Origin of the sequence: Mycobacterium sp. NPDC050041, assembly GCF_049541695.1 — a bacterium.
Classification (GTDB): Bacteria; Actinomycetota; Actinomycetes; order Mycobacteriales; family Mycobacteriaceae; genus Mycobacterium.
In genome coordinates this window covers 289851-302881 of sequence record NZ_JBMVDG010000002.1, presented here as the reverse complement: position 1 = coordinate 302881, position 13031 = coordinate 289851, and the positions used below count along the sequence as shown (strand labels likewise).

The following is a 13031-nucleotide window of genomic DNA, read 5'->3' as shown; positions in this document are numbered from 1 at the left end:
CGGTAGGGTGCCAGGCATGCCGATCGCCGCCCGCGCGAAGAACCTGCTGACCACCCTCGCCGTCGCCGCGCTGACCGTCGGAGCGCTGTCGGCCTGCGACGCCACGGCAGGCCCCGCCGCCCCGGCGAACACCGACTCCCGTCAGGTCACCGTGGTCGGCGAAGGTCAGGTGCAGGGCACCCCGGACCTGTTGACCGCCAACGTCTCCATGGAGTTCATCGCGCCCGACGTCACCGCCGCGATGAACCAGTCCAGCGACCGGCAGCAGGCCGTCATCAACGCCTTGGTCGACGCCGGGATCGAGCGCAAGGACATCAACACCACGCAGGTCAGCCTGCAGCCGCAGTTCGGCCCGGACAGCGTCGCCATCGCCGGCTACCGGGCCAGCAACTCGCTCGACGTCAAGATCCGCGACCTGGGTAAGGCGTCGCAGGTGCTGGCGCTCATCGTCAGCACCGGCGGCGACGCCGCGCGGATCAACTCGGTGAACTACTCGATCGAGGACGACTCGCAGCTCATTCGCGACGCGCGGGCGCGGGCGTTCGAGGACGCCAAGAGCCGCGCCGAGCAGTACGCCGGCCTGTCGGGACTCGACCTCGGCGACGTGATCTCGATCTCCGAGCTGGCCGGCGAGACGCCGCCGGTGCCGATGCAGGCGCCGCGGGCGGCCATGGAGTCGGTGCCGCTGGAGCCGGGTCAGCAGTCCGTCGGCTTCACGGTGACCGCGGTGTGGGAGCTGTCCTAGCCGGCAGGGCTGATGTCGACCGGGATGCCGTTGAGCACCGCGGTTCCCGACAGCCGGTCGAGCAGCGCACCGTCGTTGAGCCGGTTGACGTTGACGCCCGGCCGCGCGGCGGCGACGGTCAGCCGGGTGCCGAGCACGTCGTGACCCCAGCCGTGCGGTAGCGACACGACACCCCGGCGCAGTCCGTCGAACATCTCGACCGGCGCCTCCACCTCGCCGCCGGGCCCTTTGATCACCGCGGCGCCGGTGAGCCCGAGTTCGGCGGCGTCGGCCGGGTGGATCTGCAGCGTGCAGCGGTTGGTGCCGCCGGCCAGCGCGGGCAGGTTGTGCATCCAGCTGTTGTTGGAGCGCAGGTGCCTGCGGCCGATCAGGACGAACGGAGCGTCGCGGCGTTGCAGCGAGTCCAGCAGCCGGCCGACGTCGGCGGCGAACGGCTCGGGAGCGAGTTCCACCTTGCCCGACGGGGTGCGCAGCACCTCGGTCAGTCGCGGCCGCAGCGGCCCGAGGTCGACGCCGTGCGGGTTCGCCTTGAGCGTGTCGAGGGTCAGCCCGCCGGGCCGGGAGCCGAACGCGTCGCCGTAGGGGCCGAGGCGCAACATCATGTCGAGGCGCCGTTCGTAACCCGGGCCGGCTGTCAGCATCGCGGTCAGCTCGGCGGCGTCACGGCCCGCGACCGGGGAGTCGGGGTCGGCGGTCTCCCTGCCCAGCGTGGTCGCGATGACCTGGTCGTCGACGAGTCCGGGGTCGCCGTCGGGCGCCATCCCGTGGAGGATCAGCGCCAGCCGGGCCACGATCTCGACTTCGCCGGGCCTGCCGTCGGGCAGGGGCAGCGCGGGCGGCGAGTACCGCGCGGTGTTGCGGACCGCCAGGTTGTTCAGCGCGACGTCGAAGTGGGCGGTCCGCGACGGCGGCGGTGGCGGCAGGATGACGTCGGCGTGCCGGGTGGTCTCGTTGAGATACGGGTCGATCGAGATCATGAAGCCGAGGCCGTCGAGGGCGCGGCTCAACCGGTCGCCGTCAGGGGCGGACAGCACCGGGTTGCCCGCCACGGTGATCAACGCCCGCACCTGGCCGTCGCCCGGCGTCTCGATCTCCTCGGCCAGCGCGGTGGCGGGCAGCTCGGACAGCGCCTCGGGATGCCCCGACACCCGGCTGTGCCAGCGGCCGGTGCGGAAGCCGCGGCCCGGCCGGTGCGGCCGCGGCGCCGAGGACACCGGCGACTGCGGGAACATCGCCCCGCCGGGCCGGTCGAGGTTGCCGGTGAGGATGTTGATCACGTCGACGAGCCAGCTGGCGAGGGTGCCGAATTCGACGGTCGAGGTGCCGAGGCGGCCGTACACGGCGGCGCTCGGTGCGGCGGCGATGTCGCGGGCCAGCGCGCGGATCTCGTCGGCGGCCACGCCGCAGTGCGCGGCGACGACCTCCGGTGCGAAGTCGGCGGCCAGCGCGCGGACGTCGTCGACGCCGGCGACCAGACCGTCCGGCCCGGGGGTCGTCAGCTCCTCGTCGAACAGCACGTGCACCACGGCCATCAGCAGTGCGGCGTCGGTGCCCGGGCGCGGCGCGAGGTGGCGGTCGGCGAGTTCGGCGGTGCGGGTGCGCGCCGGGTCGATGACGGTCAGCGTTCCGCCCCGCTTGCGCAGCGCCTTGAGCTTGCCGCCGAAATCGGCTGCGGTGGTGACACTTCCGTTGGACACCAGCGGGTTGGCGCCGATGATCACCAGGTGGTCGGTGCGGTCGAGGTCGGGCACCGGGAACGCGATCGGATTGCCGAACAGGTGGCCGACCGAGACGTGCTTGGGCATCTGGTCGAGCGTGCTCGCCGAGTACACCTGGCGGGTGCCGAGCGCCTTGACGAGCAACGGGACGTAGAGCGCGCCCGCGATGCTGTGCGCACTCGGGTTGCCGAAGTACACCGCGACCGACGGGCCGCCGTGCTCGCGCAGCACCGCGCCCAGCCTGTCGGCGACCTCCGCGAACGCCTCGGCCCAGGTGGTCTCGACCAGTTCGCCGTCGCGCCGTACCAGCGGCGCGGTGAGCCGGTCGGGGTCGTTGTCCAGTTCGGGGAAGCCGGCGCCCTTCGGGCACAGGTAGCCGGCGCTGAACACGTCGGCGCGGTCGCCGCGGGCAGCGGTGACGACTCCGTCGTCGACGGTCAGCGTCAGTCCACAGGTGGCTTCGCACAGCGGGCAGATCCGGAGTGCGGTGCCGGTCATCGTCTAGACCTCGTAGACCTTCGGGTCGAGCGTGCCGATGTAGGGCAGGTCGCGGTACCGCTCGGCGTAGTCCAGGCCGTAGCCGACCACGAACTCGTTCGGGATGTCGAAACCGACGTAGGCCATCTCGACGTCGGCGCGCACGGCGTCGGGTTTGCGCAGCAGTGTGCACACGTTCAGGGAGCGCGGCCTGCGCTGGGCCAGGTTGCGCAGCAGCCAGGACAGCGTCAGCCCGGAGTCGACGATGTCCTCGACGATCAGCACGTCGCGGTCGTTGATGTCGCGGTCGAGGTCCTTGAGGATGCGCACCACGCCCGACGACGACGTCGACGAGCCGTAGGAGCTGACGGCCATGAATTCGAGCTGGGTGGGCAGCGGGATCGACCGGGCCAGGTCGGTGACGAACATGACCGCGCCCTTGAGCACCGTCACCAGCAGAAGGTCCTGCCCGTCGGGGCCGATGTGGTCGCGGTACTTCTCGGCGATCAGCGCGCCGAGTTCGGCCGTGCGCTCCTGGATCTGCTGTTCGGACAGCAGCACCGACTTGATGTCCCCGGGATACAAATCGGCTGATTGCGCAGACACGCCCACAGCGTGCCAGAAGCCGGGGCCGCCGACCAGCGCAAGGGGGTCGAAAAGCGGGATCGTCCCGCAGTCCGGCCGTTATTTTTGGGATCGGTAGCCGAGCGGGTCGGGTCAGCTTGTCTCAACGACGCCGCACGGTGTGGCGCAGGAGAGAAGAGGACGCACATGACCACTCACAAGATGGGCACCCGGTTTCTCGCAGGCGCCGTGCTCGCGGGCGGACTCGCCCTCACCGGCGTCGCGCTGACGCCCGGCATCGCCCAAGCCAAGTGCAACTCGCTGAGCATGTGCAGCCGGGTGTGGTGCCCCGGACAGCCGCTGCCCGTCGGCGGCTGGGGCCTGCAACCCGACGTCAAGTGGGACATGAACGTCTGCCACACCTATTTCGAGGGTTTCGCCGGTCGCACCGGCGCGACCAACGGGCAGGTCCAGGTGGGATGGCGAATCGTGGAGGGTGAGCCGTCGCCCGTCGGCCCCTTCGACTTCTTACAGCGCTAACGACTGACCGGTTCGGCGCGCAGGGTCAGCGCACCGTCGTGACGCCCCGCGACCAGCCGTTGCGCCGGTAGCGAGGACCCGACCGCGACGCCGCCCTGCCCCCGCCAGCCGGTGACCAGAGCGTCGACCCCACGGATCTGCCTGTCGGTGAGCCCACGGGCCCCGCCGGCCAGCAGCCACAGCCGGATCACCCTTCGTCTGATCGCCTCCGGGAGGACGGCCAGTCCGTCCGTGCTCAGTCCGTCGTCGGTGACCACCGCATCGAGGCTGTCGCGGGCCAAGTCGTCCAGCGCGTCGTTGTCCTCGCGCAGGGCGGTGGCGGTGCGGGCCAGCGCTTCGGCGACACCGCCGGAGAGGACGTCCTCCAGCAGCGGCAACACCTCGGCGCGCAGCCGGTTGCGGGTGAAGCGGGGGTCGGTGTTGTGCGGGTCCTGCCACGGGGTGAGCCCCAGTTCGGAGCATGCCGCCACGGTGGTGGCCCGGCGGACCGCGAGCAGCGGGCGGTACCACGGTGGGTCAGACGGCCTTATCCCGGCGATCGAACGAGCACCGGAGCCTCTGCCGAGACCGAGCAGCACCGTCTCGGCCTGGTCGTCGAGGGTGTGGCCGAGCAGCACCGGCGCCGCGTCACGAGCTGCCTCCAGCGCTGCGTAGCGCGCCGATCGTGCGGCCGCTTCCGGTCCGCCCACGGCGCCGACGTCGACGCGAAGCACCTGTGCGCCGAGGCACCCCAGGCGCAGCGCCTGTTCACGGGCGGTGTCGGCGATCCGCGCGGAATCGGGTTGCAGCCGGTGGTCGACGATCAGCGCCGTGGTCGGCCTCAGTTCGGCGGCCGCCGCCGTCAGCGCCAGCGAGTCGGGACCACCCGACAGGGCGACGCACCACCGCTCGTCGCCGGTCGCGTACGTGGCCGCGAAGGCCGCGACCGCCGCCCGCAAGGCGGCTACAGCACCCGGTCGATCCATCGTTGCGGCTCGTCGATCTCGGCGGGCAACGGCAGCGTGTCGGGTCCGGACCAGACGGTGTTGAAGCGTGCCATCCCGACCCGGCCGACGACGTGGTCGACGAACGCCTTGCCGCGGGTGTACTGGCTCATCTTCGCGTCCACCCCGAGCAGCGCCCGCACCACCCGTTGCAACGGCGGCTGCTTGCGTGTGCGCCGTTCGTCGAACCGGCGCCGGATGGTGGCCACCGACGGCACCACCTTCGGCCCGACGGCGTCCATCACGTGGTCGGCATGTCCTTCGAGCAGCGTGCCGAGCACCAGCAGCCGGTCCATCGCCTCGCGCTGCGGCTCGCCCTGCATGGCGCGCATCAGCCCGATCACCCCGGTGGAGTTCGGATCCTGGTCCGCGTCGGACCCGTTGCGCCGGGCCCGGACGAACTCGGCCAGCCGGCCGATCACCTCGGTGACGTCCTCACCGGCTTCCTGGGTGAGCACGGCCAGGGACTGCGACATGTGGTCGGCCAGCCACGGATTGGCCCGGAACTGCACCCGGTGGGTGACCTCGTGCAGGCAGACCCACAGCCGGAAGTCGGTGGGTGAGACCCGCAGCTGCCGCTCGACGGCGATCACGTTCGGCCACACCAGCAGCAATTCACCGCCGCCGGCGGCGAACGGGTCGTACTGACCCAAAATGCCCGACGAGATGAACGCCAGCACCGCCCCGGTCTGTGCGCCCGTCAGGTGTCCGGAGACGAACCCCCGCGGCGCGTCCCCGCCGCCGGTCATCACCCGCATGGATCCGGTGGCCGCCCGGACCCACTGCGCGCGGTCGACGATGCGGGCCTCGGTGACGGCCTGCCCCTCGTTCAGTCCGGTCACCTCGCGCACCGGCAGCTCGGCCTCGCGGGCCGCGGCGGCCAGCTGGTCCACCGCCTGGCGGCGGGTGTAGTCGGTGGTGACCGGGCCCGGCCGGGCCAGCTTCGCGCCGACGTTCGCGGCGAACTGCCAGTCGACGGCGCGCCCGACGGTCAGCTCGGCGCCGCTCATCCGGTGCACCCGCAGCTGCGCAGGGTGGCCGCGAACGCGTCGAGCGCGGTGCGGCCGGTGGGGCCGGCGTTGTTGGACATCAGCGCGAACGTCAGCACCCGACCGCTGGCGTCGGTGACGATGCCGGCCAGCGAATTGGTTCCGGTGAGCGAGCCGGTCTTCGCGCGCAACCAGCCCGCGGCGGCGCGGCCCTCGTCGGTGTCGAGGTAGCGGTTCGACAGTGTGCCGCTGCCACCGGCGATCGGCAGCAGGTCGACCAGCGGGCGGAGCTTCGGCTCGTCGTCGCCGGCCGCGACGGTGACGACCCCGTCCAGGGTCAGCGCGGTCAGCCGGTCGTCGACGGACAGCCCGCTGGAGTCCTTCAGCACGGCGCGGCGGGTGTCGACACCGGCGTCCTCCAACTGGTCCAGGACGGCCCGCGCCGCGCCGTCGAAGCTCTGCGGCTCGTCGATCTGGGCGGCGACCTCACGCCCGATGGCCTCGGCCATCACGTTGTCCGACGCGTTCATCATCGTGCGCAACCTCTCCATCAGCGGCGGCGACTGCACGGCCGCGATCTGGCTGCCGCCGGTGTAGGCCGTGGGCCGCACCCGGACGACGGCCGGGTCGATGTCGAGCGCGTCGGCGAGGGCACGGCCGGCGTCCAGCGCCGGAGTGGTGGACCGCCGCGACTCGTCGCTGACCGGCTGGGTGCGGCCCGCGTCGAGCATCACCGGCGCCATCGGCGCGATGTCGCCGCCGGGGATGTCGAGCGGATCCCAGCCGACGGCCATGTCGGGCCCGCTGTACGCGCTGACGTCGACCTGTACGGCCTTCACGTTGATGCCGCTGCGGCGCACCTGACCGGCGAGGTCGCTGATCCGGGCCGCGTCCTTGTACCAGGTGTCCGTGCCCTCTGGCGCCGCCGACAGGGTCGGGTCACCGCCGCCCTTGAGCACCACCAGGCCGGGGTCCCGCTGCTGATCGCCGGCGACCACGGTGGTGGTGAGGCGGGCCTCCCGATCGAGGGTCAGCAGCGCGGCGGCCGCGGTGAGCGTCTTGTTCGTCGACGCCGGCTGCATCGGGATGTCGGCGCCCCTGGCCCACACCTCGCCACCGGTGAGCGCGTCGGTGATGCGGCCGGTGAAGTTCCCGAGGTCGGGGTTGGCCAGCGCGCGGGCCAGTGCGGCGGCCATCCCGCGCGACGTCGGCCGCGGCGCGTCGTCGGCGACCGGCTTGACCGCCGGGTCGGCGGTGACCGGCGCGGGGAGCGGTTTGGCGGCCTGGGCCTCTCCGCCGCGGCCCGCGGTGAGCACACCGGCCACGGCGACGACGGCGGCGACCAGCAACAGCACCGCCGCCCCGATCACCACATGGGTGGAGCGCTTCCACCGCGCGGGCCGCATCACGTCCGTGGTTCCTGCCTTCGCCACTCTCGCCCGGGTGGAACTCACCCGAGGCACCCCCCGGGCACCTAATCAACGAGGGTATCCGCTCCATTAGGGTTGTCCCGCGTCGTCGTCACGACGCCCCGAATCGCAAACGACGTTCAAAGGAGCCGGGCCGTGGAGTTCGAGGTCGTCATCGAAATCCCCAAGGGGTCGCGCAACAAGTACGAGGTCGACCACGAGACCGGCAAGGTCAAGCTCGACCGCTACCTCTACACCGCTTTCGGCTACCCCACCGACTACGGGTTCATCGAGGACACCCTCGGTGAGGACGGCGACCCGCTCGACGCGCTGGTGCTGCTGCCCGAGTCGCTGTTCCCCGGCGCGGCGCTGGACGCCCGGCCGGTCGCGATGTTCCAGATGACCGACGAGGCCGGCGGCGACGACAAGGTGCTGTGCGTGCCCGCCGGCGATCCGCGGTGGGAGCACATCCGCGACCTCGGCGACATCGACGACTTCGAACTCAAGGCGATCGAGCACTTCTTCGTGCACTACAAGGACCTCGAGCCGGGCAAGTTCGTGAAGGCCTCCAACTGGGTGGGCCGCGAGGAGGCCGAGGCCGAGGTGCAGCGTTCGGTGGAACGCTTCAAGGCCCAGGGCCACTGACCGGCCCCGTCGCCACGGAATTTGCCTGGCCGTAACACGGCGTAACGCCACCGCCCCATCGCCGCTTCACCATGGGGCACATGCTGATGCACCAGGGCATCGGACTCGACGCCTACAACGCGATGCCGCAGCGCCGGGCGGTGCACGCCGTCTACGAGTGCTGCGGCAGCGTGTCGCTGGCCGCCGACCTGGCCCGCGACCGGCCATACCGAAACCACGACGCACTGTTCCGGCATGCCGACGAGCTGCTGTTCGCGATGGCCGAGGTGTCGATCGACGCGATCCTGCAGGCGTATCCGAGCGTCGGCCGGCGGCCACGCAGCGCCCGATCACGGTGTGAGCAGTGCGCGGTGTGGGACGAGCGGCCCGAGGTGATGGCCCGGCTGGACGCGCAGGCTCGCGCCTACGAACAGCAGTTCGGCTTCAGCTTCGTGATGTACGTCAACGGCTACGGCGCGACGGAGGTGCTGGCCGCGCTGACCGACCGGCTGCACAACGACGTCGACACCGAGCGCAAGGTGGTGCGCAACGAGCTCGCCCGCATCAACCGCAGCCGCCTGGAACGGATGCTGGGACCCGAAGGCGGCTACCACAACTGGTAGGTCACTGGCCTAGTCTCGGTGCGTGAGCACCCCGGCAGGCCCCGTGTCGCAGGCACACTTCCTCTCGCTGCCCGATCTGGCCGTCCGCTCTGCGGGCGGGGCGGTGGTGTGGGCCAACGACGACCTGTTCGCCGAAAAGGAGAACCTGATCACCCCCGGCCCGGCGTCGTACCGGCCCGCCACGTTCGGCCACAAGGGGCAGGTCTACGACGGGTGGGAGACCCGTAGGCGGCGCGGCGCGGGCCCCGACGCGCACGACGCGGCGATCGTTCGGCTCGGGGTCCCCGGGATCGTGCGCGGGGTGGTGGTCGACACGGCGTGCTTCACCGGGAACTATCCGCCGGAGGTCTCGGTCGAGGCGGCGTTCGTGTACGGCCATCCGCCGGTGTCCGAACTCGTCGAGAACACGCACTGGACCACGATCGTCGAACGCACCGGCGTCGACGGCGACACCCGGAACCTGTTCCCGGTGGCGACATCCCGGCGGTGGACGCATGTGCGGCTGTCGATCTACCCCGACGGCGGGGTGGCGCGGCTGCGGGTGCACGGCGAGGGCCTGCTGGACCCGCAGTACGCGGAGTTGCCGCTCGATCTGGCGGCGCTGGAGAACGGCGGCCGGATCACCGCGTGTTCCAACATGTTCTACAGCTCGCCGAACAATCTGCTGCTGCCCGGCACCGCCCGGCACATGGGCGACGGCTGGGAGACCTCACGCCGCCGCGACTCCGGCAACGACTGGGTGCAGGTCCAGCTAGGCGGCCACGGTGTGCTCGACTTCGCCGAACTCGACACGTCCTACTTCCTCGGCAACGCCCCGGGTGCCGCCACGCTGCGGGGGCGCGACGACCCCGACGGCGAATGGTTCGAACTGCTGCCGCGCACCGAGTTGCAGCCCGACACCCGGCACCGGTTCGTCATCGGCGACGACCGGCCGGTCACGCAGGCCCGGCTGGACATCTTCCCCGACGGCGGGATGGCGCGGCTGCGGCTGTTCGGTCGGCTCACCGGGCAGGGCCTGCAGCGGGTCGCCGAGAACTGGAGCCTGTCGGGCTGACGGGGTTCTCGCGAGATAGCAGTGACGGCTGCGATTCTCACGAATCAACGACCACCGCTGCGCTTTCGCGGGCCGAGCCTCAGCGGGCGACGAGGTTGTGCAGCGGTTCGCCGCGGTGCAGCCTGCCGATGTTGGCGGCGATGTCGTCGGCCCGGCCGATGAAGGTGTCGCGGGTGACCCCCGAGGAGTGCGGCGTCATCAGCACGTTCGGCAGGTCGGCGAACGGCAGCGCGCTCGGGGCGCCGTAACCGGTGCCATCGGGGTACCGGTACCAGACGTCGACGGCGGCGGCGGCGATCGCCTGAGACGAAAGCGCTTCGTAGAGATCCTGTTCGACGACGAGCCGCCCGCGCCCGACGTTGATGAGCACGCCGTGCATCCCGAGGGCAGCGAGTTCGGCGGCGCCCACCATGCCGACGGTCTGCTCGGTCAGCGGGGCCGAGACGACCACGATGTCGGACTCGGCCATCAGGTCGGTGAGCCGGTCGGTGCCCGCTGCCCATCGCAGTCCCTCGGCGGCCGCGTCGAGGTTGCCGCGACCGGTGACGGCGGCGCCGTCGGCGCCGAACGCGCGGAACAGCTCCCAGCTGCGGCGGCCGATGTGGCCGAAGCCGACGAAGCCGATCCTCGCGCCCTGCAGCGATGCGGGCTGGGCGATCGAGCGGTCGTACACCGAGGTCGCCCACCGGCCGGCGCGCAGCGCCCGGTCCTGCTCGAGGAAGTTGCGCCGCAGCATCACCGATGCGGCGACGACGAATTCGGCCATCGACTGTTCGTGATGGAAGGTGTTGGCCACCAACGTGTCCGGCGACAACGCGTCGAAGTCGATCTTGTCGGTACCCGCGCCCGCGGCGTGCACCAGCCGCAGTCTTGGGGCGGCGGCGGCCAGCTGCGCGGTGAACCGGCCGCCCACGAAGACGTCGGCGTCGCCCAGTGCGTCGGCCACGGCACCGTCGGGCCAGCACACGTCGACCCCGTCGGGCAGTGCGGCGTCGAACCGATCCCGGTGCGGGGCGAGGTTGGTGTCGCCGACGACGACCTTCATCGGCGCGTCACCGGTGCAGCGCCGGGCGCTTGCTGTCGAAGGTCCAGCCCGGGACGAGGAACTGCATGGCCGCCGCATCGTCGCGGGCGCCGAGGCCTTCCTTCAGGTACAGCTCGTGGGCGGCGGCCACGGCGTCGTGGTCGATGTCGACGCCGAGGCCGGGACGGCCCGGCACCGTCAGATAGCCGTCGGCGATCGTGAACGGCTCCTTGGTGATCCGCTGCCCGTCCTGCCAGATCCAGTGGGTGTCGATCGCGGTGATCTCCCCGGGTGCGGCGGCGGCCACGTGGGTGAACATCGCCAGCGACACGTCGAAGTGGTTGTTGGAGTGCGATCCCCAGGTCAGTCCCCAGGCGTCGCACAGCTGCGCGACGCGCACCGAGCCGTTCATGGTCCAGAAGTGCGGGTCGGCCAGCGGGATGTCCACGGCGCCGGTGCGGATCGCATGACCCATCTCGCGCCAGTCGGTGGCGATCATGTTGGTGGCGGTGGGCAGACCGGTGGCGCGCTTGAACTCGGCCATCACCTCGCGGCCGGAGAACGTGCCCTCGGGTCCGACGGGGTCCTCGGCGTAGGCCAGCACGTCGGTCAGTTCGCGGCAGGTGCGGATGGCGTCCTGCAGCAGCCAACCACCGTTGGGGTCGAGGGTGATCCGCGCGTCGGGGAACCGGTCGGCGAGGGCGATCACGGCCTTGGCCTCGTCGGGTGCCGGCAGCACACCGCCTTTGAGTTTGAAGTCGCGGAAGCCGTAGCGATCACGGGCGGCCTCGGCCAGGCGGACCACCGCCTCGGGCGTCAGCGCCTCGTCGTGGCGGATGCGCAGCCACTCGTCGGCGCCTGCGTCCTCGTCGGCGGCCGACCGGTAGGCGAGATCGGTGCGGGTGCGGTCCCCCACGAAGAACAGGTAGCCGAGCGCCTGCACCCGGTCCCGCTGCTGCCCGTCGCCGAGCAGCGCCGCGACCGGGACGTCGAGATACTGGCCGAGCAGGTCGAGCAGCGCCGACTCGACCGCCGTGACGGCGTGCACGGTGACGCGGAGGTCGAACGTCTGCGCTCCGCGGCCGCCGCTGTCGCGGTCGGCGAAGCGGCTCCGGATCGCGGCGAGTGTCCCGTGATAGGCGCCCAGCGACGAGCCGACCACCAGCGGGGCGGCGTCTTCGAGTGTGCGGCGGATCTGCTCGCCGCCGGGCACCTCACCGACACCGGTGTTGCCGTCGGAGTCGGTGAGCAGCAACAGGTTCCGGGTGAAGAACGGCCCGTGCGCGCCGCTGAGGTTGAGCAGCATGCTGTCGTGTCCGGCGATCGGCACGACCTTCATCTCGCTGACGACGGGGGTGCGGTTCTGCGCGCTCATGATGTCCTCACCCTAAGATCGCCGTTCTATGCATGTCCAACACCAATGGGGCATGGACCAATGCCTGTATCGCATCAGTTGGTCCAGTCATCCGGCGAACCACCGATCGCCGTTGACCAGCGGCCGGACCACCCGGGACACCTTGTCGCAGACCATCCGCAACGCGTCGACGATCTCGCGTTCCCGTTCGCCAGTGAGCCGCTCCAGCGGCACCGACGCGCTGATGGCGTCCTGCGCGGGTGTGACGTAGCGCAGCGGCACGGCGAAACACCGCACGCCAGGGGTGTTCTCCTCGTACTCGGTCGCGTAACCGCGCACCCGCGCCTCCTCCAGCGACGCGTCGAGCGCCGCCCGGTCGGTGATGGTGTGCGGGGTGAGCGGCGAGAGCGCCGCCGGAATGTGGGCGTCGCGCTCGGCGCCGAACCGCTCGGCGAGCAGCGCCTTGCCGAGCGCACAGGTGTAGGCCGGCAGCCTGCGGCCGACCTTGTTCGACGTGCGGACGTACTGGCGGGATTCGCGGGTCGCGAGGTACACCACGTCACCGCCGTCGAGCCTGCCGATGTGGAAGGTCTCGTCGAGGTCGTTGCGCAGGTCGTCGAGAAACGGCGCGATCACCGGCAGGTACGGGTCGGCGTCGAGGTAGCTGGTGCCGACGAGCAGCGCCCGGACGCCGATGCCGTACTGGCTGCCCGTCGGGTCCGAGCGCACCCAGCCCTGTGCGACCAGCGTCCGCAGCAGGGCATGCGCGCTGCTGCGCGGCATGTCGAGCGCACCGCAGATGTCGCGGATGCGGGCAGGCCGGTCCGGTCGGGCGGCCAGGTACTCGAGCAGTTCGACGGTGCGCACCGCGGACTTCACCCTGCGGTCGGCCGCCCGTACCGGTTCACCCTCACTCATCGCGTCCCC

Annotated in this window: 13 protein-coding genes; 5 read left to right on the top strand and 8 right to left on the bottom strand. The window is 71.4% G+C overall.

Annotated elements, in window-relative coordinates; translation table 11 throughout:
* Positions 1-16: 16 nt before the first annotated feature.
* The gene (locus tag ACPCHZ_RS06745) at positions 17-745 is read left to right on the top strand and encodes an SIMPL domain-containing protein (RefSeq protein WP_423484046.1); all 729 of its coding nucleotides are present in this window, start codon (positions 17-19) and stop codon (positions 743-745) included.
* Here ACPCHZ_RS06745 and ACPCHZ_RS06740 read toward each other — a convergent pair.
* Both ACPCHZ_RS06740 and hpt read right to left on the bottom strand, forming a co-directional pair.
* Positions 742-2961: a molybdopterin-dependent oxidoreductase gene (locus ACPCHZ_RS06740; RefSeq protein ID WP_423484045.1), complete on the bottom strand. Its 2220-nt coding sequence runs from the start codon at positions 2959-2961 to the stop codon at positions 742-744. The two genes, ACPCHZ_RS06745 and ACPCHZ_RS06740, sit on opposite strands and share 4 nt — an antisense overlap.
* 3 nt (positions 2962-2964) lie before the next feature.
* Complete coding sequence (gene hpt, locus ACPCHZ_RS06735) at positions 2965-3606, bottom strand: hypoxanthine phosphoribosyltransferase (RefSeq protein WP_423484664.1); 642 nt, start codon at positions 3604-3606, stop codon at positions 2965-2967.
* A 105-nt stretch (positions 3607-3711) separates the two neighbouring features.
* On the opposite strand from hpt, the gene ACPCHZ_RS06730 reads away from it, so the two are divergent.
* Positions 3712-4044: a hypothetical protein gene (locus tag ACPCHZ_RS06730; protein WP_423484044.1), complete on the top strand. Its 333-nt coding sequence runs from the start codon at positions 3712-3714 to the stop codon at positions 4042-4044.
* Here the strand turns inward: ACPCHZ_RS06730 and tilS are convergent.
* From tilS to dacB, 3 genes are read right to left on the bottom strand one after another with little or no spacing between them, the layout of a single operon-like run.
* Positions 4041-5009, bottom strand: coding sequence for a tRNA lysidine(34) synthetase TilS (gene tilS / locus ACPCHZ_RS06725; protein ID WP_423484043.1), 969 nt, complete (start codon positions 5007-5009; stop codon positions 4041-4043). The two genes, ACPCHZ_RS06730 and tilS, sit on opposite strands and share 4 nt — an antisense overlap.
* Positions 4988-6037, bottom strand: a complete 1050-nt coding sequence (locus ACPCHZ_RS06720) for a zinc-dependent metalloprotease (protein WP_423484042.1) — start codon at positions 6035-6037, stop codon at positions 4988-4990. Before ACPCHZ_RS06720 ends, tilS begins: the two co-directional genes overlap by 22 nt.
* Positions 6034-7422, bottom strand: coding sequence for a D-alanyl-D-alanine carboxypeptidase/D-alanyl-D-alanine endopeptidase (gene dacB, locus ACPCHZ_RS06715; RefSeq protein ID WP_423484663.1), 1389 nt, complete (start codon positions 7420-7422; stop codon positions 6034-6036). Before dacB ends, ACPCHZ_RS06720 begins: the two co-directional genes overlap by 4 nt.
* Before the next feature lie 159 nt (positions 7423-7581).
* On the opposite strand from dacB, the gene ACPCHZ_RS06710 reads away from it, so the two are divergent.
* The 3 genes from ACPCHZ_RS06710 to alc all read left to right on the top strand — a co-directional run bounded on the left by ACPCHZ_RS06710 (position 7582) and on the right by alc (position 9726).
* A complete protein-coding gene (locus ACPCHZ_RS06710; RefSeq protein ID WP_264016181.1) occupies positions 7582-8070 on the top strand; it encodes an inorganic diphosphatase in 489 nt (162 codons plus the stop codon).
* Positions 8071-8150: 80 nt separating this feature from the next.
* On the top strand, positions 8151-8672 hold the full coding sequence (locus tag ACPCHZ_RS06705; RefSeq protein WP_423484041.1) for a 2-oxo-4-hydroxy-4-carboxy-5-ureidoimidazoline decarboxylase: 522 nt from the start codon (positions 8151-8153) through the stop codon (positions 8670-8672).
* Between the two features lie 22 nt (positions 8673-8694).
* Positions 8695-9726: an allantoicase gene (alc, locus tag ACPCHZ_RS06700; RefSeq protein WP_423484040.1), complete on the top strand. Its 1032-nt coding sequence runs from the start codon at positions 8695-8697 to the stop codon at positions 9724-9726.
* A 79-nt stretch (positions 9727-9805) separates the two neighbouring features.
* Here the strand turns inward: alc and ACPCHZ_RS06695 are convergent, their stop codons facing one another.
* The 3 genes from ACPCHZ_RS06695 to ACPCHZ_RS06685 all read right to left on the bottom strand — a co-directional run bounded on the left by ACPCHZ_RS06695 (position 9806) and on the right by ACPCHZ_RS06685 (position 13022).
* On the bottom strand, positions 9806-10771 hold the full coding sequence (locus tag ACPCHZ_RS06695) for a 2-hydroxyacid dehydrogenase (protein ID WP_423484039.1): 966 nt from the start codon (positions 10769-10771) through the stop codon (positions 9806-9808).
* A 7-nt stretch (positions 10772-10778) separates the two neighbouring features.
* On the bottom strand, positions 10779-12125 hold the full coding sequence (gene gudD, locus ACPCHZ_RS06690; protein ID WP_423484038.1) for a glucarate dehydratase: 1347 nt from the start codon (positions 12123-12125) through the stop codon (positions 10779-10781).
* Between the two features lie 87 nt (positions 12126-12212).
* A complete protein-coding gene (locus ACPCHZ_RS06685) occupies positions 12213-13022 on the bottom strand; it encodes an IclR family transcriptional regulator (RefSeq protein ID WP_423484037.1) in 810 nt (269 codons plus the stop codon).
* Positions 13023-13031: the final 9 nt, after the last annotated feature.